This window comes from Geodermatophilus sp. SYSU D00879, assembly GCF_054050375.1.
This window is the reverse complement of the sequence record NZ_JBJGZF010000007.1, coordinates 13,832-31,184: the sequence shown is the minus strand read 5'-3', so window position 1 is coordinate 31,184 and position 17,353 is coordinate 13,832. Positions and strand designations below refer to the sequence as shown.

The 17,353-nt window shown below is 76.1% G+C and carries 21 protein-coding genes and 2 pseudogenes; 11 read left to right on the top strand and 12 right to left on the bottom strand.

Features of this window, described 5'->3' with window-relative positions; translation table 11 throughout:
• Nucleotides 1-32: 32 nt before the first annotated feature.
• Together ACI79B_RS11215 and ACI79B_RS11210 are read right to left on the bottom strand one after the other, a co-directional pair.
• The gene (locus tag ACI79B_RS11215) at nt 33-1,265 is read right to left on the bottom strand and encodes an ArsA family ATPase (RefSeq protein WP_456928382.1); all 1,233 of its coding nucleotides are present in this window, start codon (nt 1,263-1,265) and stop codon (nt 33-35) included.
• Nucleotides 1,262-2,251, bottom strand: a complete 990-nt coding sequence (locus ACI79B_RS11210) for an ArsA-related P-loop ATPase (RefSeq protein ID WP_456928383.1) — start codon at nt 2,249-2,251, stop codon at nt 1,262-1,264. Before ACI79B_RS11210 ends, ACI79B_RS11215 begins: the two co-directional genes overlap by 4 nt.
• Nucleotides 2,252-2,346: 95 nt before the next feature.
• Here ACI79B_RS11210 and ACI79B_RS11205 point away from each other — a divergent pair, with 95 nt between their 5' ends.
• Genes ACI79B_RS11205 through ACI79B_RS11195 form a run of 3 tightly spaced genes read left to right on the top strand, consistent with a single transcriptional unit; the run spans nt 2,347 to nt 3,798 of the window.
• Complete coding sequence (locus tag ACI79B_RS11205) at nt 2,347-2,520, top strand: hypothetical protein (RefSeq protein ID WP_456928384.1); 174 nt, start codon at nt 2,347-2,349, stop codon at nt 2,518-2,520.
• A 10-nt stretch (nt 2,521-2,530) separates the two neighbouring features.
• Nucleotides 2,531-3,010 carry a RidA family protein gene (locus ACI79B_RS11200; protein ID WP_456928385.1) on the top strand — a complete coding sequence of 160 codons (480 nt, stop codon included), beginning with the start codon at nt 2,531-2,533 and terminating at the stop codon, nt 3,008-3,010.
• Nucleotides 3,007-3,798, top strand: coding sequence for an NUDIX hydrolase (locus ACI79B_RS11195; protein ID WP_456928386.1), 792 nt, complete (start codon nt 3,007-3,009; stop codon nt 3,796-3,798). Before ACI79B_RS11200 ends, ACI79B_RS11195 begins: the two co-directional genes overlap by 4 nt.
• A gap of 192 nt (nt 3,799-3,990) precedes the next feature.
• Here the strand turns inward: ACI79B_RS11195 and ACI79B_RS11190 are convergent, their stop codons facing one another.
• Together ACI79B_RS11190 and ACI79B_RS11185 are read right to left on the bottom strand one after the other, a co-directional pair.
• A complete protein-coding gene (locus ACI79B_RS11190) occupies nt 3,991-4,668 on the bottom strand; it encodes a Crp/Fnr family transcriptional regulator (protein ID WP_456928387.1) in 678 nt (225 codons plus the stop codon).
• A 161-nt stretch (nt 4,669-4,829) separates the two neighbouring features.
• Entirely contained in the window at nt 4,830-5,069 is a 240-nt protein-coding gene (locus ACI79B_RS11185) for a hypothetical protein (RefSeq protein ID WP_456928388.1), read from the bottom strand.
• Between the two features lie 94 nt (nt 5,070-5,163).
• Here ACI79B_RS11185 and nth point away from each other — a divergent pair, with 94 nt between their 5' ends.
• Genes nth through ACI79B_RS11160 form a run of 5 tightly spaced genes read left to right on the top strand, consistent with a single transcriptional unit; the run spans nt 5,164 to nt 8,937 of the window.
• The gene (nth, locus tag ACI79B_RS11180) at nt 5,164-5,946 is read left to right on the top strand and encodes an endonuclease III (protein WP_456928389.1); all 783 of its coding nucleotides are present in this window, start codon (nt 5,164-5,166) and stop codon (nt 5,944-5,946) included.
• Nucleotides 5,943-6,527 (top strand): TlpA family protein disulfide reductase, encoded by a 585-nt coding sequence (locus ACI79B_RS11175; protein WP_456928390.1) that lies wholly within the window; start codon nt 5,943-5,945, stop codon nt 6,525-6,527. The genes nth and ACI79B_RS11175 overlap by 4 nt, the downstream gene beginning before the upstream one ends.
• Entirely contained in the window at nt 6,524-7,294 is a 771-nt protein-coding gene (locus ACI79B_RS11170) for an NUDIX hydrolase (protein ID WP_456928391.1), read from the top strand. Before ACI79B_RS11175 ends, ACI79B_RS11170 begins: the two co-directional genes overlap by 4 nt.
• Entirely contained in the window at nt 7,291-7,752 is a 462-nt protein-coding gene (locus tag ACI79B_RS11165) for a cupredoxin domain-containing protein (RefSeq protein WP_456928392.1), read from the top strand. Before ACI79B_RS11170 ends, ACI79B_RS11165 begins: the two co-directional genes overlap by 4 nt.
• Before the next feature lie 3 nt (nt 7,753-7,755).
• Nucleotides 7,756-8,937 carry a MarP family serine protease gene (locus ACI79B_RS11160; protein WP_456928393.1) on the top strand — a complete coding sequence of 394 codons (1,182 nt, stop codon included), beginning with the start codon at nt 7,756-7,758 and terminating at the stop codon, nt 8,935-8,937.
• 1 nt (nt 8,938) lies between these two features.
• Here the strand turns inward: ACI79B_RS11160 and ACI79B_RS11155 are convergent, their stop codons facing one another.
• From ACI79B_RS11155 to acs, 3 genes are all read right to left on the bottom strand, one after another.
• On the bottom strand, nt 8,939-9,742 hold the full coding sequence (locus ACI79B_RS11155) for an alpha/beta fold hydrolase (protein WP_456928394.1): 804 nt from the start codon (nt 9,740-9,742) through the stop codon (nt 8,939-8,941).
• A gap of 140 nt (nt 9,743-9,882) precedes the next feature.
• Entirely contained in the window at nt 9,883-10,386 is a 504-nt protein-coding gene (locus ACI79B_RS11150) for a phage holin family protein (protein ID WP_456928395.1), read from the bottom strand.
• A 158-nt stretch (nt 10,387-10,544) separates the two neighbouring features.
• On the bottom strand, nt 10,545-12,497 hold the full coding sequence (gene acs / locus ACI79B_RS11145; RefSeq protein WP_456928396.1) for an acetate--CoA ligase: 1,953 nt from the start codon (nt 12,495-12,497) through the stop codon (nt 10,545-10,547).
• Between the two features lie 122 nt (nt 12,498-12,619).
• On the opposite strand from acs, the gene ACI79B_RS11140 reads away from it, so the two are divergent.
• Nucleotides 12,620-13,327: a (2Fe-2S)-binding protein gene (locus ACI79B_RS11140; protein ID WP_456928397.1), complete on the top strand. Its 708-nt coding sequence runs from the start codon at nt 12,620-12,622 to the stop codon at nt 13,325-13,327.
• 1 nt (nt 13,328) lies between these two features.
• Here the strand turns inward: ACI79B_RS11140 and ACI79B_RS11135 are convergent, their stop codons facing one another.
• From ACI79B_RS11135 to ACI79B_RS11115, 5 genes and pseudogenes are all read right to left on the bottom strand, one after another.
• A complete protein-coding gene (locus ACI79B_RS11135; RefSeq protein WP_456928401.1) occupies nt 13,329-13,577 on the bottom strand; it encodes a hypothetical protein in 249 nt (82 codons plus the stop codon).
• Nucleotides 13,578-13,734: 157 nt separating this feature from the next.
• A pseudogene (locus ACI79B_RS11130) lies at nt 13,735-13,785 on the bottom strand (hypothetical protein); the annotation flags it as partial.
• A gap of 71 nt (nt 13,786-13,856) precedes the next feature.
• Nucleotides 13,857-14,219 (bottom strand): annotated as a pseudogene (locus tag ACI79B_RS11125) (HflX-like GTP-binding protein); the annotation flags it as partial.
• 218 nt (nt 14,220-14,437) lie between these two features.
• Nucleotides 14,438-14,650: a hypothetical protein gene (locus tag ACI79B_RS11120; protein ID WP_456930428.1), complete on the bottom strand. Its 213-nt coding sequence runs from the start codon at nt 14,648-14,650 to the stop codon at nt 14,438-14,440.
• Between the two features lie 82 nt (nt 14,651-14,732).
• Nucleotides 14,733-15,173, bottom strand: coding sequence for a hypothetical protein (locus tag ACI79B_RS11115; protein ID WP_456930429.1), 441 nt, complete (start codon nt 15,171-15,173; stop codon nt 14,733-14,735).
• Nucleotides 15,174-15,515: 342 nt separating this feature from the next.
• On the opposite strand from ACI79B_RS11115, the gene ACI79B_RS11110 reads away from it, so the two are divergent.
• Both ACI79B_RS11110 and ACI79B_RS11105 read left to right on the top strand, forming a co-directional pair.
• On the top strand, nt 15,516-16,691 hold the full coding sequence (locus ACI79B_RS11110; protein ID WP_456930430.1) for a sensor histidine kinase: 1,176 nt from the start codon (nt 15,516-15,518) through the stop codon (nt 16,689-16,691).
• Entirely contained in the window at nt 16,688-17,350 is a 663-nt protein-coding gene (locus ACI79B_RS11105; RefSeq protein ID WP_456930431.1) for a response regulator transcription factor, read from the top strand. The genes ACI79B_RS11110 and ACI79B_RS11105 overlap by 4 nt, the downstream gene beginning before the upstream one ends.
• Nucleotides 17,351-17,353: the final 3 nt, after the last annotated feature.

Below are 17,353 nucleotides of genomic sequence, written 5' to 3'. Positions count from 1 at the left end.
ATGTACGGGCCCGGCGTGACCCGGACGGGTGATCAGGCGCGGCGCGCGGGCAGCACGCGGGTGCGCGGCACGCCGGTCGGCGTGTCGTCGTCGGGACCGGTCAGCGCCTCGGCCATGGTGCGCAGCCCGTCCAGGTCGTGGACGTCGCCGGCGGCCGCCGGGACCGCCCGCATCGCCACCTCCGGGTGGGCGCTGGTGAACCGGTCGGCCAGCCGCTGCTCGCGCGCGGCCACGGTCATCCGCTCGGCGTGCACCCGCAGGGCGCCGGCGGCCAGCGCCGCGGCCGGGTCGCCGTCCCCGTTCTCCGCGGCGGCCTCGGCGGCGGCCTCGGCGCGGGTGGCCGACAGCCGCGTGCTCGCCGGCGGGTGGGTGCGGTTGAGCACCAGCCCGGCCAGCGGCATCCCCTCGGCCGAGAGCCGGTCGACGAAGTAGGAGGCCTCGCGCAGCGCGTCCGGCTCCGGCGTCGCGACGACGACGAACCACGTGCCCGGCCGCCGCAGCAGCTCGTAGGTGGCGGTGGCCCGCTCGCGGAACCCGCCGAACATCGTGTCCAGCGCGGTGACGAACGCGGAGATGTCGCGCAGCAGCTGGCCGCCGAGGACCTTGCTGATGATCCGGCTGAAGAACATCAGCCCGGCCCCGGCCACCCGCAGCCCGGCCCGGCCGCCGGCGCGGGCCGGCGCGGTGAGCAGCCGGATCATCGTGCCGTCGAGGAACCGGCTCATCTTGTTGGGCGCGTCGAGGAAGTCCAGCGCCGACCGGGACGGCGGCGTGTCGACGACGATCAGGTCCCAGGTGTCGGCCGCCCGCAGCTGGCCCAGCTTCTCCATCGCCATGTACTCCTGCGTTCCGGAGAACGACGAGGACAAGGTCTGGTAGAAGGGGTTGGCCAGGATCTGCCCGGCCCGCTCGGGCGTCGAGTGCGCGGACACGATGTCGTCGAAGGTCCGCTTCATGTCCAGCATCATCGCGTGGAGCTCGCCCGCGGCCCCCGGGACGTCGACCCGCCGCGGCTCGTTGTCCAGCTCCACGAGGCCCAGCGACTGCGCCAGCCGGCGGGCCGGGTCGATGGTCAGGACGACGACGCGGCGGCCGGCCTCCGCGGCGGCCAGCGCGAGCGCGGCCGACGTCGTCGTCTTCCCGACCCCGCCGGAGCCGCAGCAGACGACGATCCGGGTGTCGCGGTCCTCGATGAGCGCGGCGAGGTCCATCGGCGGGGCGTGCCGGTCGGCCGCCGGCGACGCGGCGGCGCGGGCGGCGCTCACGCCGCCACCTCCGCGCCGAGGTGCTCCTCGAGCCGGTCGGCCAGCTCGAACAGGCAGCCGAGGTCCATCGGGCCGGGCAGCAGCGGCAGCTCGACCGTCGGCCGGTCGAAGGACTCCACCCGGGCGCGCAGCGCGTCCTGCGCCGCCCACCGCTGCGCGTGCTCGACCGCCTCCGCGGCCAGCGCGTCGGCCAGCGCGGGGTCGGCGGGCAGGCCCGCCGCGGTCAGCCCGGGCACGAGGTCGGCGCCGGTGACCGCGCCCTCGGCGGCCCGCACCAGTGCCGGCTCCGGCAGCACCGGCTCGGTGGCCATGTTCACGATCACCGAGCCGACGGGCAGCTTGGCCTCGGTCAGCTCGGCGATGGCGTCGGCGGTCTCCTGCACCGGCATGTCCTCGAGCAGGGTCACCAGGTGCACCGCCGTCTGCGGGGAGCGCAGCACCGCCATGACGCCGTCGCTCTGCGTCTTGATCGGGCCGGAGCGCGCCAGGCCCGCCATCTCGCTGGTCACGTTGAGGAACTTGGTGATCCGCCCGGTCGGCGGGGCGTCGACGACGACCGCGTCGTAGACCCGGTGGCCGTCCTTGCGCCGGGTGACCGCCTCCTTGATCTTCCCGGTGATCAGGACGTCGCGCAGACCCGGGGCGATCGTCGTGGCGAAGTCGACGGCGCCCATCTTGCGCAGCGCCCGGCCGGCGCGGCGGAGGTTGTAGAACATCTCGAGGTACTCGAGCAGGGCCTCCTCGACGTCGATCGCGAGCGCCCGCACCTCCCCGCCGTGGCGGGTGACCGCGACCCGGCGCTCCTCGTAGGGCAGGGGCGGGGTGTCGAAGAGCTGGGCGATGCCCTGGCGGCCCTCGCACTCCACGAGCAGGACGGTGCGGCCCTCGGACGCCAGGGCCAGGGCCAGGGCGGCGGCGACGGTGGTCTTGCCGGTCCCGCCCTTCCCGGTGACGACGTGGCAGCGCACGGGGAAGTCGGGGCTCACCCTGACCAGCCTAGGAGCACTCCGGGGATCGCGGCCCGCCGTGGGCGCAGCGCACCCGCCGCCGGGCCCCCGGCGCTGCGCTAGCGTCGTCGTCCATGAGTGAACCGGCCCGCCGCAGGTGGGAGTACGCCACCATCCCGCTGCTGATCCACAACACCAAGGCGATCCTCGACTCGTGGGGGACCGACGGGTGGGAGCTGGTGACGGTGCTGCCCGGCCCGACCGGCCCCGAGCAGCCGGTCGCCTACCTCAAGCGCCCGCTGGCCTGAGGCGCCGGCGATGACGCAGGGGATGCAGGCCCAGAGCTGGCACGCGCGGCTGCGCGAACTCGGCATCCGGCTGCCCCCGGTGGCCGCGCCGGTCGCCTCCTACGTGCCGGCCGTGCGCACCGGGGACCTGGTGTTCACCTCCGGCCAGCTGCCGTTCGTCGACGGCGGGCTGCGGCGCACCGGCAAGGTGGGCGGCTCGGTCGACCCCGAGGACGCCGCCGCCGACGCCAAGCTGTGCGCCCTCAACGCGCTGGCCGCCGTCGACGAGCTGGTCGGGCTGGACCAGGTGGCCCGGATCGTGCGCGTCGTCGGCTACGTGGCCAGCGCGGAGGGCTTCAGCGGCCAGCCGCGCGTGGTCAACGGCGCCAGCGAGCTGCTCGGGAAGGTGTTCGGCGACGCCGGACGGCACGCCCGCAGCGCGGTCGGCGTGGCCGAGCTGCCGCTGGGCGCGCCGGTGGAGATCGAGCTGACGGTCGAACTGCGCGGATGACGGCGATCCGCCCGGCGGCGACGGTCCTGCTGCTCCGCGACGGCGCGGAGGGGCTCGAGGTCCACCTGCTGCGCCGCACCCGCGGGATGCCCTTCGCCGGGGGGATGACCGCCTACCCCGGTGGCGGGGTGGACCCGCGCGACGGCGACACCGCCGTCGCCTGGGCCGGGCCGCCGCCCGCCGAGTGGGCGCAGGCGCTGGGCTGCGACGAGCGGGTGGCGCGGGAGCTGGTGTGCGCCGCCGTCCGCGAGACCTTCGAGGAGGCCGGCGTCCTGCTGGCCGGCTCGCCCGACGGCAGCGACGTCGTGCCGGACGTGTCCGGGGACGACTGGGAGGCCCAGCGGCAGGCGCTGCTCACCCGCGAGCTGTCCCTGGCCGGGCTGCTGGCCGGGCGTGGGCTGGCGCTGCGGGCGGACCTGCTGCGGCCGTTCGCGCACTGGATCACCCCGCCGCAGGAGACCCGCCGCTACGACACCCGGTTCTTCGTCGCGGCGCTGCCCGTGGGGCAGGAGGCCCGCGACGTCTCCGGCGAGGCCGACGAGGCCAGCTGGCTCACGCCGGAGGCCGCGCTGACCGAGATGCGGGCCGGCACGCGGCCGATGCTGCCGCCGACGATCCACACGCTGCGGCAGCTGTCGGCCTTCCCCGACGTGGCGGCCGCGCTGGCCGGGTCCCCGCCGGAGCCGCTGCACCCGATCATGCCCGAGCTGCGGACCACGCCCGAGGGACGCTTCGCCGAGCTGCCCGACGGCACCCGCATCGGCCTCGTGGTGCCGCTCCCCTCGTGACCCTCCGGGGCACACCGCGGCCAGGTGCCCGGAAGGGCCTCGGTGCCCCCCACGCTCGGCGCGGGCCCCTGCACCCAGGCCGATTGCTGCGCTGAGCCCTGCCCGCGCGCCTCGCGGGGCGGGTCGCCTCGGGTGCCTCGAACGCGAGAGGCCCGGAACCGTGGCGGTTCCGGGCCTCTCGCGTCCAGACGTTCAGCGCGCGCGGCGGCGGAGGCGGTCCTCGTCGAGGACGACGACCGACTTGCCCTGCAGCTGGATCCACCCGCGGTGCACGAAGTCGGCCAGTGCCTTGTTGACCGTCTCCCGCGAGGCGCCGACCAGCTGGGCCAGCTCCTCCTGCGTCAGGTCGTGCTTCACCCGCAGGCCGTCGGACTCGCGGCTGCCGAACCGGTCGGCCATCTGCAGCAGCGCCTTGGCCACCCGGCCGGGGACGTCGGTGAAGATCAGGTCGGCCACCGAGTCGTTGGTGCGGCGCAGCCGGCGGGCGAGCACGTGCAGCAGCCGCTCGCCGACCTCGGGGTGCGCCTCGATCCACGGGCGCAGCACCGACTGCGGCATCTTGGCCAGCTTGACGTCGGTCACCGCCGTGGCCGTGGCCGTGCGCGGGCCGGGGTCGAACACCGACAGCTCGCCGAACTGGTCGGAGGGGCCCATGACGGCCAGCACGTTCTCGCGGCCGTCGGGGGAGCGCCGGGACAGCTTGATCTTGCCGCTCAGCACGATGTAGAGGCTGTCGCCCGGCTCACCCTCGTTGAACACGACCCGACCGCGGGGCAGGGTGATCGTCTCCAGACGGCTGGCGACGGGGTCGACGGCGTCCTCCGAGAGTCCCTGGAAGAGCCCCGACTGGGCCAGCACCTCGTCCACCACGATTTCTCTCCACCCCACCGTTCCGCGTTCGACCTGCGGGGCGTCGGCCCCGCATCCAGACGGAGTCTAGGCGGCTGTGCGCACGGTCACCCGTTCGGAGACACACCGGGTGACCCGCCGGGGTGAGGAACGGCCCCGGGAGCGACGCGGTGTGAGGTCTCTCAGACCAGCGTCTCGGTGCTCTGGCGGACCCGCGACCGGCGGCGCCGGCGCCAGCGGGCCATCGCCCGGCGGATGCCCGAGGCGGCCAGCGTGTCGACCTCGCCCGGGGTCGCCGACTCGAGGAACTCGGCCACCTCGCGCGGCGACGTCGGACGGCGGAGGGGCTCCTCCACGCGCTCCATGACCAGCAGGAACGCGATGACCATCGGGGGGAAGAGGATGACGATGAGCGCGACCACGTCACCTCCATGGTCCGGTCGCTGCTGAGCGGGCCTGTACGACCATGGTGGCACGCCCCGGAGGGTGTCGCCGGTGACGCCTACCCTCGACCGCGTGTCCACGCCGGCCTACGCGCGCCCCGCTGCGCGCCGCGCTCCCGCCCGCCGTCCGGCCGCCGAGCCCTTCGACCCGGCCGAGACGCCGCTGGCCCGCACCCGCCGCGCCCGCCGGATGGCCCGTGAGCTGGCCGTCATCCACCCCGACGCGCACTGCGAGCTCGACTTCACCAACGCGTTCGAGCTCCTCGTGGCCACCGTGCTCTCGGCGCAGACCACCGACAAGACCGTGAACAAGGTCACGCCGGCGCTCTTCGCGAAGTACCCCGACCCGGTGGCGCTCGCCGGGGCCGACCGGGCCGACCTCGAGGAGATCCTCAAGCCCACCGGCTTCTTCCGCGCGAAGGCCAACTCGGTGCTCGGGCTGGCGCAGGCGCTGGTCGAGCGGTTCGACGGCGAGGTGCCCGGCCGGATGGCCGACCTGGTCACGCTGCCGGGCGTCGGCCGCAAGACGGCGAACGTCGTCCTCGGCAACGCCTTCGGCGTCCCGGGGCTGACCGTCGACACCCACTTCGGCCGGCTGGTCCGCCGCTTCGGCTGGACCGCCGAGGAGGACCCGGTCAAGGTCGAGGCCGAGGTCGCCGAGCTGGTCCCCAAGCGCGACTGGACCATGTTCAGCCACCGCGTGATCTTCCACGGCCGGCGCGTCTGCCACGCCAAGAAGGCCGCCTGCGGGGCGTGCGGGCTGGCCCGCTGGTGCCCGTCCTACGGCATCGGGCCCACCGACCCCGAGGCGGCGACGAAGCTGGTCAAGACGCCCGCGGCGTCGGACACCGAGTGAGCGCCCGGCGCGCGGCCGCGCTGCTGGCCGGCCTCGGGGTGCTGCTGTCGTCCTGCACCGCCGCGGCCGACGAGCCCCCGGCGCCCGAGCGGGCCACCGTCGCGGGGACGCGGACGGACCTGGCGGCCTGCCCGGAGCAGCCCGACGAGCCGGCCGCCGACGGCGACCTGTCGGGCGTCGCGCCGATCGAGTGCTTCAGCGGCGGCACCCTCGACCTCGGCCGCGCGCCGGGCGTGCCCACCGTGCTCAACCTGTGGGCGAGCTGGTGCGGCCCCTGCCGGGAGGAGCTGCCGCTGGTGCAGCAGCTCGCCGACACCGCCGGCGACCGCGTCCGGGTCGTCGGCGTGATCAGCCAGGACGGCGTCCCGCAGGCGGCGTCCTTCGCGGAGGACGCCGGGGTGACGCTCCCCGGCGCGTTCGACGGGCACGGCGACGTCGCCGCGGCGCTCGGGCTGCGCGGGCTCCCGCACACGGTGTTCCTCGCCGCCGACGGGTCGGTGGCCTCCGTGCGGACCGGCGCGGTCGAGTCCCTCGACGAGCTGCGCGGCCTGGTCGCCCAGCACCTCGGGGTGCAGCTGTGACCGGGCTCCTGCCCGGCGCCGACACCACCGGCCTGCCGGACTACCTGCTGCGGCTGGTGGCCGCGGCGGCCGACCTCCCGCTGCGGCACCGCCTGCAGGCGGCCACCGACACCGCGCGCCGGTCGGCGGTGCTCATCCTCTTCGGCGAGGGCCCGCGCGGCGCCGACGTCCTGCTCATCGAGAAGTCCGCGCGGCTGCGCACGCACGCCGGGCAGCCGGCCTTCCCCGGCGGCGGCGCCGACCCGGGGGAGGACTACCCGGTGGGCACCGCGCTGCGGGAGGCGCAGGAGGAGGCCGGCGTCGACCCGGCCGGCGTCCGGGTGCTCGCCACGCTGCCCGAGCTGTTCCTCGGGCCGTCGGACAACCTCGTCGTCCCCGTCCTGGCCTGGTGGGACGACCCCCGCGACGTCGCGGTCGGCGACCCGCGGGAGGTGGCCCGGGTGGCCCGGGTGCCGCTGGCCGACCTCACCGACCCCGTCAACCGGTTCCGCGTGCGCCACCCGGCCGGCTACGTCGGGCCGGCGTTCGGCGTCGCGGAGATGGTCGTGTGGGGCTTCACGGCGGCGCTGCTCGACGCCGTCCTCGAGGCCGCGGGCCTCGCGCGGCCCTGGGACGTCCGCGACGTGCGCCCGCTGGCGGCGGCCGGTGCGCGGCCGGCGGCCGCGCCCGGGTCGCTGGGGGAGGGCGGCGCCGAGGACGCCGCCGCGCCGACGGTGGCCGACGGCGCGACCGGGGACGCCGCGACAAGTACGGTTCCGCGGCGATGAGCAGGATCTGGAGGCGCCGCCTCCCCGCGGCGCTGACCGGCGCGGCGCTGGCGGCCGGGGTGCTGGCCGGCTGCGGCTCCGGCGACGACGACGGCGGCGGCGGTGCCGCGGCGCAGCCGAGCCCCGGGGCGTCGCTCGGCACGGTCACCACGGCCGAGGACGGCGTCCAGGAGGTCACCATCCAGACGCCGGACGACTACGTGTTCGTCCCCGACACCTTCACCGTGGCGCCCGGCCGGGTCCGGCTGACGGTGCAGAGCACCGCCACCCAGGCCACCCACAACTTCCGCTTCACGCCCGGCGCCGGCGTCGAGGAGATCCCCGAGGAGATCCCGCTGCTGGCCGCGGGGGCGACGGAGACCATCGAGTTCGAGGTCACCGCCCCCGGCGACCACCCGTTCGAGTGCAGCTTCCACGTGCAGCTGGGTCAGACCGGCGTCATGACGGTGCGCGGCTGACCCATGTCGCTGGTCGACCTCGTCCTCATCGTGCTGGCCCTGGTCTTCGCCTTCACCGGCTTCCGGCAGGGCCTGCTGGTGTCGGCCACGTCGTTCCTCGGCTTCCTCGGCGGCGCGGTGCTCGGCGCCCAGCTGTCCGGGCCGGTCGCCGACCGGCTCGACGGCTCCCCGGTCACCCGGGTGTTCGCCGCGCTCGTCGTCGTCCTGGCGGGGGCGCTGCTCGGGCAGGTGCTGGCCGGCGCGATCGGGCGGGCGGTGCGCCGCCGGGTCACCTGGGAGCCCGCGGAGGTGCTCGACTCGGTCGCCGGCGCCGTGGTGTCGGCGATCGCGGTGCTGCTCGTGGCGTGGATGGTCGCCACCCCGCTGGCCACCGCGCCGTTCCCCGGGCTGGCCGGGCAGGTGCGCAACTCGGCGCTGGTGCAGGCGGTGGACCGGGCCGTGCCCGACGGCGTCCGGGCGGTCTACGACTCGCTGCGCGAGGCGATCGACCGGCGCGGGCTGCCCGACGTCCTGGACCCGCTCACGCCCACCCAGGCCCGCGAGGTCGAGGCGCCGGACGCGACGCTGGCCGCGAGCCCGGTCGTCGGGCAGGTGCAGGGGTCGGTCGTGAAGATCCGCGGCATCGCGCCGTCGTGCTCGCGGCAGATCGACGGCTCCGGGTTCGTCTACGCGCCCGGCCGGGTGATGACCAACGCGCACGTGCTCGCCGGCGTGGACGCCCCGGTCGTCGAGGCCGAGGGCGAGGAGTACGACGCCACGCCGGTGTACGTCGACGAGGAGGTCGACGTCGCGGTGCTCGCCGTCCCGGACCTCCCGCAGGTGCCGCTGGCCTTCGCCCCGGCGGCCGCCGGCACCGGGGACGACGCGATCATCATGGGCTACCCGGGTGGCGGGGAGCTGTTCATCGGCCCGGCCCGCGTCCGCGACGAGGGCCCGATCAGCGGCCCGGACTTCCGCAACGCCCGCACCGTGCAGCGCGACGTCTACGCGCTCTACGGCGAGGTGCGCGCCGGCAACTCCGGCGGGCCGCTGTTCGACCCGGCCGGGCAGGTCCTCGGCGTCGTGTTCGCCTCGGCGATCGACGACCCCTCCACCGGCTACGCGCTCACCGCCCAGCAGGTCGCGCCCGCCGCCACCGCCGGCGCCACCGCCACCGCCGAGGTCGACACCGGCCCGTGCGAATGACTCAGCCGGCCGCCCAGTCCGTGATCGCCGCCGTGACCTCGGTGGCGGCCTCCTCGGGCGGGAAGTGGCCGATGCCGGGGAGCTCGCGCCACTCGTAGGCGCCGGCCACGTAGCGGCCCGAGCCGCGGGCGGTCCGCGGCAGGACCAGCGGGTCGGCGGCGCCGTGCAGCTGCAGGGTCGGCGCGGTGACCGGCGCGGCCATGCGGCGGGCGTAGCGCAGCCCGTCGGGGCGCAGCTGGGAGCGCCCGGCCCAGCGGAAGTACTCCATCGAGCCGTAGGCCGCCTGCGGGATCCGCGCAGCCGACCGGTACCGCTCCACGGCCTCGGCGAAGTCGGCGGTGTGCGTCCAGTCCCGCCCGGCCCAGTTGCGGAGGAACTCCGCGACCGGGTCGTCGTCGGTGCGGGTCAGCCGCCGCTCGGGCAGCCGCGGCACCTGGAAGCCCAGCACGTGCCGCAGCGCCCGCCGCTGGGCGGGGTCGCGCAGGCCGGCGCGCAGCAGCCGCGGGTGGGCCATCGAGACGACGACGAGGCGGCGCACGCTGCGCGGGTGCAGCGCGGCCATCGTCCAGGCGACCAGCCCGCCCCAGTCGTGCCCGACGACGACGGCGTCCCGCTCGCCGAGGGCGCGGACCAGCGCCGCGACGTCGCCGGCCGCCGTCGGCAGGTCGTAGCCGCGCGGCGGCTTGTCGCTGGCGCCGTAGCCGCGCAGGTCCGGCGCGACCGCCCGGAAGCCGGCCGCGGCGAGGGCGGGCAGCTGCGCGCGCCAGGTCCACCAGAACTGCGGGAAGCCGTGCAGCAGGAGCACCAGCGGGCCCTCGCCGGCCTCGGCCAGGTGCAGCCGGACGCCGTTGGCGGAGACGTCGCGGTGGATCCAGGAGCCGGGCAGCAGGACGCTGGTGGCGTCGGGGCGCTCCTCGGCGGGAGCGCCCCCGGACCTCGCGACGCTCAGACCAGGTAGCTGTCGGGGGAGCGCCGCTCGACGCGCCCGTTGCTCACCGTCGGCAGCGCGCGGCGCCGCTGACCGGGCTGCTCGCGGTGCATGACCTCGGGCAGCTCGCGCAGCGACTCCATCGTCCGCTCGGGCTTGTCGATCCGCTTGATCATCCGCATGCCGATCAGCGCGACGAGGCCGGCGACGAGCAGCAGGCCCACGGTGACGATGAGGTAGGAGACCCAGCGGGGCAGGCCCAGCCAGGTGAACAGCTCGGCGAGCATGACGAACAGGTAGAAGCCGGCGAAGGCCACGAGCACCCCGGCCGCGGCGAACAGCCCGGCGCTGACGCCGGCCTTCTTCGCCGAGCGGCCGACCTCGGTCTTGGCCAGCTCGATCTCCGCGCGGATCAGCGTGGACATGTCGGCCATGGCGCTCTGCACCAGCGCCCCCACCGAGGAGTCGTCGGTGCCGGCATGCCGCGCGGCGGGCTGGGTGGACGACGCGCTGTGGGCCACGGGGGCTCCTCCCTGGTCGGGCTGGTCGGACGGCCGCGGACGGCCTGGGGAGGATCTTGCCCCGTGACCGCCCGGATCACGCACCCGGAACCCGATCGGGCCGCCGGGGACGCGGGAGACCCGCCCCGCGCCGCGGCGCGGGGCGGGCCTCCGGTGCCTCAGTCCTCGGAGCCGCTGGTGGCGGGCAGCTTCTCCTTGATCAGGTTCATCACCGAGGAGTCGGTCAGCGTGGTGACGTCGCCGAGCTCGCGGTTCTCGGCCACGTCGCGCAGCAGCCGCCGCATGATCTTGCCGGAGCGGGTCTTGGGCAGCTCCTGGACGACCATGATCTGGCGCGGCTTGGCGATCGGTCCGATGTCCTTGGACACGTGGGTGCGCAGCTGCTGCACCAGGTCCTCGCCGGAGTCCTGGGCCGACCCGCGGAGGATGACGAACGCGACGATGCCCTGCCCGGTGGTCGGGTCCGACGCGCCGACGACCGCGGCCTCGGCGACGGCGGGGTGGGCGACCAGCGAGGACTCGACCTCGGTGGTGGAGATCCGGTGGCCCGAGACGTTCATGACGTCGTCGACCCGGCCGAGCAGCCAGATGTCGCCGTCGGCGTCCTTCTTGGCCCCGTCCCCGGCGAAGTAGACCTCCTTGCCGAACCGCGACCAGTAGGTGTCGACGTAGCGGTCGTCGTCGCCCCAGATGGTGCGCAGCATCGCCGGCCAGGGCTGGGTGAGCACCAGCAGGCCGGTGGCGTCGTCGCCGAGCTCGTTGCCCTCGTCGTCGACGACCTTGGCCGAGATGCCGGGGAACGGCGTCTGCGCGGAGCCGGGCTTGAGGTCGGTCACGCCGGGCAGCGGCGTGATCATGTGTGCGCCGGTCTCGGTCTGCCACCAGGTGTCGACGATCGGGCAGCGGCCGCCGCCGATGTTCTCGTGGTACCAGAGCCACGCCTCGGGGTTGATCGGCTCGCCGACCGAGCCGAGCACCCGCAGCGAGGTGAGGTCGAAGCCGGCGGGGATGTCCTCGCCCCACTTCATGAAGGTCCGGATCACCGTCGGCGCGGTGTAGAGGATCGAGACGCGGTACTTCTCGATCAGCTCGAACCAGCGGCCGCGGTGCGGGGTCTCCGGGGTGCCCTCGTACACCACCGACGTCGCCCGGTTGGCCAGCGGCCCGTAGACGATGTAGCTGTGGCCGGTGACCCACCCGACGTCGGCGGCGGTCCAGTAGACGTCGGTGTCGGGCTTGAGGTCGAAGGTCGCCCAGTGCGTGTAGGCGACCTGGGTGAGGTAGCCGCCGGAGGTGTGCAGGATGCCCTTCGGCTTCGCCGTCGTCCCGGACGTGTACATGATGTAGAGCGGGTGCTCGGCGTCGAAGGCCTCGGGCGTGTGCTCGGGCGACTGCCGGTCGACGACGTCGTGCCACCACAGGTCGCGGCCCTCGGTCCACGCGACGTCCTGCTCGGTCCGCCGGACCACCAGCACGTTGCGGACGCCCTCGGTGCGGCTGACGGCGTCGTCGACCGCGGGCTTGAGCGCGCTGGGCGCCCCGCGCCGGTAGCCCCCGTCGGCGGTGATGACCAGGACGGCGCCGGCGTCGGTGATCCGGCTGGCCAGCGCGTCGGCGGAGAAGCCGCCGAAGACGACCATGTGGACGGCGCCGATGCGGGCGCAGGCGAGCATCGCGACGATCGTCTCGGGGATCATCGGCATGTAGATGGCGACCCGGTCGCCGGCCTGCACGCCCAGCTCGAGCAGCGCGTTGGCCGCGCGGCAGACGTCCTCGGTGAGCTGGGCGTAGGTGATCGTGCGGGTGTCGCCCGGCTCGCCCTCCCAGTGGTAGGCGACCTGGTCGCCGTGGCCGGCCTCGACGTGCCGGTCCAGGCAGTTGTAGGCGACGTTGAGCTTCCCGCCGACGAACCACTTGGCGAACGGCGGGTCGGTCCAGTCGAGGACCTCGTCCCACTCCTGGGTCCAGCTCAGCCGGCGCGCCTGGGTCTCCCAGAACGCCAGCCGGTCGGCCTCGGCCTGCTCGTATACGTCCGGGCCCACGTTGGCGGACGCGGCCAGCTGCTCCGGCGCCGGGAACCGGCGGCCCTCCGACCCGGTCGACTCGCTCACGTGTGCTCCCTCCGTCTCGTCGCTGCGCACGCCGTGCCGGCGGCGTGTCCCAGCACACACCGTAGGGGCCCGGGCCGCGCGCGGGGTCGGGGACCGCAACGTCGTTGCAGCAGACTGGGGCCGTGGACGGCGGACCGCAGGCGGTCGTGGCGGCCCGGGTGCCCGGGGCCGCCGGCCTCGGCCTGCTCGCCCCGCCGTCGGCGCGCCCGTTCCCGGCCACGCTGCTGGCCGACCCGGACTGGACGGCGGGGCGGGTCGCGGCGCTGGGCCGCCGGTACCGCAGCACCGACCGGCGGGTGCTCGCCACCGTGTGGTGGTACTCGGCGTCGGCGGTGCTGCTGACGCCGGTCGCCGCCGGGCTGGCCACCGGCCGGCCGCTGTCGGCCCGGGCGGCCGACACGACCCTGTACGAGATCGCCGGCGGCACGGTGCTGGCCGCGGTCTCGCGGGCGCCCGCGGGCCCCGATCCGGCGGCGGAGCTGCGGGAGGCGCTGGGGTCCGCGATCGCCGCGGTGGCCGCGGCCGGCGGGGTCCGCGAGCGGCCGCTGTGGGCGGTGGCCACCGACTCGCTGGCCGGCCGGCTGCTCGCCGTCGGGCGGGCGCTCGGCGACGTGGGGACGACCACCGCGCTGGCCGCGCCGCTCGCCGCGGCCGTCGGCGGCCCGATGCCCGCACCCCGGTACACCGACGTCGGCGGCGTCCGGTTCGTCCGCCGCGCCTCCTGCTGCCTGCTGTACCGGCTGCCCGGCGAGGCCCTGTGCACCGCCTGCCCCGGCCGGCCGCCGGCGGACCGGCAGGTGCTGCTGGAGGCCGCCGCGGGCCTCTGGTGAGTCAGCGGTCCAGCGCGCGGGCGATCACGAAGTGCAGGTCCTCGACGCCCTCCCCGGTGAGGGCCGAGACCGGCACCGCGTCAGGGTAGGCGGTGCACAGGGCCGCCGTCCACGCCGGCGGGGCGACGTCGGCCTCGCCGAGCGCGAGCAGCTCCCGGTGGTCGCGCGCAGCGATCTCGCAGGGGTCGCCGCGCACCGCCGTCACCTGGCCCGTGGCGTCGGGCGCCGAGGCGCCGACGACGTGCAGCACGAGCTCGGCCTCGGCGACCTCTCGAGCGTGGCGCGGAAGGCGTCGACCAGCTGGTGGGGGAGGTGGCGGACGAAGCCGAGGGTGTCGGTGAGCGTGTGGGGCCGGCCGTCGGGGTGGCGGACAGCGCGTCCTGCACGAGGACGTCGGCACCGGTGAGCCGGTTGAGCAGCGCCGACTTCCCGGCGTGGGGGTAGCCAGTGAGCGCCACGGAGGGCACCCGGTCGCCGCGGCGGCGGCTGCGGGTGCGCTGCCGCCGGGCGGCGGTTGCTGCACCTGACGCCGCAGCACGGGCATGCGCCGGCGCGGGTGGCGCCGCCCGGACTCCGGCCGCTGCTCGCCCGGGCCGCGCACCCCGGTCCCCGCCGCGCCGGCGCCGCGCCCACCGCCGAGCCGCGGGAGCTGGTAGGCGAGCTGGGCGAGCTCCACCTGAGCGCGGCCCTCGCTGATGCGGGTGCGCTGCGCGAAGACGTCGAGGACCAGTGCGGTCCGGTCGACCACCCGGGCGCCCACGCGGTCCTCCAGGTTGCGGAGCTGCGCAGGGGAGAGGTCGCCGTCGCAGCACCGCCTGCGGCGGCCGTCGCCCTCGCCGCCGTTCCCCGGCCGTCCGGCCCCTGCCGTCCCCAGCCGCCACGCGCCTGGCATCCCGGCCGTCATGCCGGGGAGGAGAACCGTGCTGGCCCGGCGGCCCGGGGGGGGGGGGGGGGCGGCCCGGGCCGGCCCCCCGCCGGGGCGCCCCCCCCCCCCCCCCCCCCCCACCCCCCCAACCCCCCCCCCCCCCCCCCCCCCCCCCCCCCCCCCCCCCCCCCCCCCCCCCCCCCCCCCCCCCCACCGGGAGGGGGCGACCCGACCTACCGCCCGGCCTACAGGCAGTCCCCGTGGCTGTGGGCGAGGGGGGTGACGAAGTCGCCGACAGCACCGGGCCCCGACATCGCGATCGGCTTGGCGAGGGTCGCGCCGATCGGGCGGTACAGCCGTGTCTCCGCGGGGAGGTTCTGGCCGGGACAGGCCGCCTGGCCGGACCCGGCGGCAGCGGGCGTGGCCGTGAGGGCGACGAAGGCGGTGGCGGCTGCCACCACGGCGAGACGACGGGACATCGGAACAGCCCTCCGTTCCTGTGACGGGGCCGCCGTGGAAGGCGGCCGTTCTCGCTCGTGATCAGGGCAGGCAGCCCTGCACGTGGCGCTCCTGCCGGTCGACCAGGGTCCGGTCGCCGGCCTGGACGAGCAGTCCCGTGGCCGTGATCGTGAACGGCGTTCCCTGCTCCGACTCGCCGACCGCGTGGAACGTGCTGGTCATCGTCAGGACGCCGTCGCGCGGCTGCACGCCCCACCGGTCGGTGTACCGGGTGGTGTACGTGTGAGAGCCCGAGTGGACCACGAGCGTTCCCTCCGTCACGGAGCGTGCGTCGAGCACGGTGGGGTCGACCTCACCGCTCTCGGTCAGCGCGACGACCTGCGCGTCGGTCAGGCCGCCGACCGTCGACCGCAGCCGGATCGTCTGGGTACCGGTGAAGTCGGCGGTCTCCTGCGGGGTGCACAGGCCGGTGTCCCCCTCGGCGCCGGTGGCCTCGTGGCTCTCCTGCACCGGGACCGTCACGACGTAGTCGGTGGATGCCAGCGCTGCCGAGGCTGCCGAGGGAACCACCACCCCGGCCGCCGTCAGCGCGGCCACGACAGCGGTTCGTCGTCCGCGGCGGAGGCGCACGGAGGGACCGGACCGTGCCGCACCGGCCCGACCGGGGACCGCCGGTGCGGGACGCCGAAGCTGCGAAGAGGTGTTCATCGGGACCTCCACGGACGGGTGGACGGACGGGTGGAGCCTCCCGGCACAGCCGGGCCGGTACATCGGGCCGGAGGTGGGTTCGCCTCCGTCCACCGGTGGAGCCGCATCGGTCCGCGGACGGATCCCCCGGAGGTCGCGGGCGGCTACCGTTCCCCCGTGACCCGGCGCCGGGTGCTGTTCCGCCGGCCGGCGGGGACAAGGCTGCTCGGGACGTCCCCCGGGGAGTGGGTCCCCGCCGTCGCGCTGGCCGGGGCGTGTGTCGCCGAGGCGCTCCTGGGTGCGGGCTCCCGCCACCCGGCCGCGGACGCGGTCGCCGGAGGCCTCGCCGCGTTGGCCCTCGTGGCGCGGCGCCGCGCGCCGGTCCTCGTCCTGCTGGTGGCCTGCGGCACGATCCTGCTACCGGCTGCCGCCGACGGAGCGTCCCAGCTGGCCACCCAGGCGGCGGTGATCGTCGTCGGCGTCTACGCGTGCGGCCGCCACGGGCGCACACCGTGGGCCTGGCTGGGCATCCCGATCGGGTCGGCGGCCGTGTTGCTCCAACTCGCCTGGGACCCGCTCGACACCGTCTCGTCGTCCTGGCAGTGGGCGCTCAACCCCATCTGGATCCAGGCCCTCGGAGCGTGGGTGCGCCAGCAGGCCGGCGCCGTCGAGCGGACGCGGGCGGAGGTCGAGGTGCGCGCGGCGGCGGCCGCCGCCGAGCAACGGGTGCGCATCGCGCAGGAGGTGCACGACGTGCTCGCCCACGATCTGGTCGTCATGCTGGTCCAAGCCGACGTCGCCGACGAGCTGCTCGAGTCCGACCCGGACCGCGCCCGCCGGGCGTTGGCCCACGTCCAGGCCACGGGCCGCTCGGCCATCCGGGACGTCCGCGGGGTGCTGGAGGCCCTGCGCGGACCGTCGGACACCTGCGGTCAGGATTCGCGGCGGCCGGTCGTCGAGCAGATCGAGGCGGTCGTGGCCGCCGTCCGCGCAGCGGGGCTGCCCGTCTCACTCGTCGTGGCCGGCGAGCCGAGTTCGGTGGACCCGGCGACCGGAGCGGTGGCTCTCCGTGTGGTCCAGGAGGCGCTCACCAACGTGCTGCGGCACGCCGGGCGGCCCGCGACCGAGGTCCGGCTGGCGGTGGCCGACGCGCGGCTCGCCGTGCGGGTGCACAACGCCCCCGGTCCCGGACCGCTGCGACCCGGCTCCGGTGGGCGTGGGCACGGCCTGCCCGGGATGCGCGAGCGGGTCGCCACCGTCGGGGGCACGTTCACCGCGGGTCCGGACCGCGCGGGTGGGTTCACCGTGGCGGCGGAGCTGCCGCTGCCCGACGAGGCGGGCGGTGCCGGGTGATCCGCGTCCTGATCGCCGACGACCAGGAGCTGGTGCGGGAGGGGCTCGCCCTCATCCTCGGCGCGCAGTCCGACATCGCCGTGGTCGCCACCGCCCGTGATGGCGTCGAGGCGGTCACCCTGTCCCGGCAGCTCGCCCCGGACGTCGTCCTGATGGACGTGCGGATGCCCCGGCTCGACGGCATACAGGCCACTCGGCGGATCCAGGAGGCGGTGGCCGGCTGCCGCGTCCTCGTGCTGACGACCTACGACCTCGACGAGCACGTCCTCGGCGCGCTCGCGGTCGGCGCGAGCGGCTACCTGCTCAAGGACACGCCGCGTCAGTCCCTGCTCGCGGCGGTGCGCGCCGTCGCCGAGGGGGACGTCCTCCTCGACCCCGGGGTCACCCGCCGTCTGGTTCACCACCACCTGCGCGGGCCGGCCACCCCCGCCGTCCGGCGGCTCCTCGACCGGCTCACCCAGCGGGAGGGTGAGGTGCTCCGCGCGGTCGGCCGCGGCGCGACCAACGCCGAGATCGCCGTCGAGCTCGGGATCGGCGAGGCCACGGTCAAGACGCACGTGGCCAAGCTGCTCGACAAGCTCGGCGCCCGCGACCGGATCCGGCTGGTGGTCCTCGCCCACGAGGCCGGGCTCGTCGAGCCGTCGCCCCGGCGCGCGTGAGGG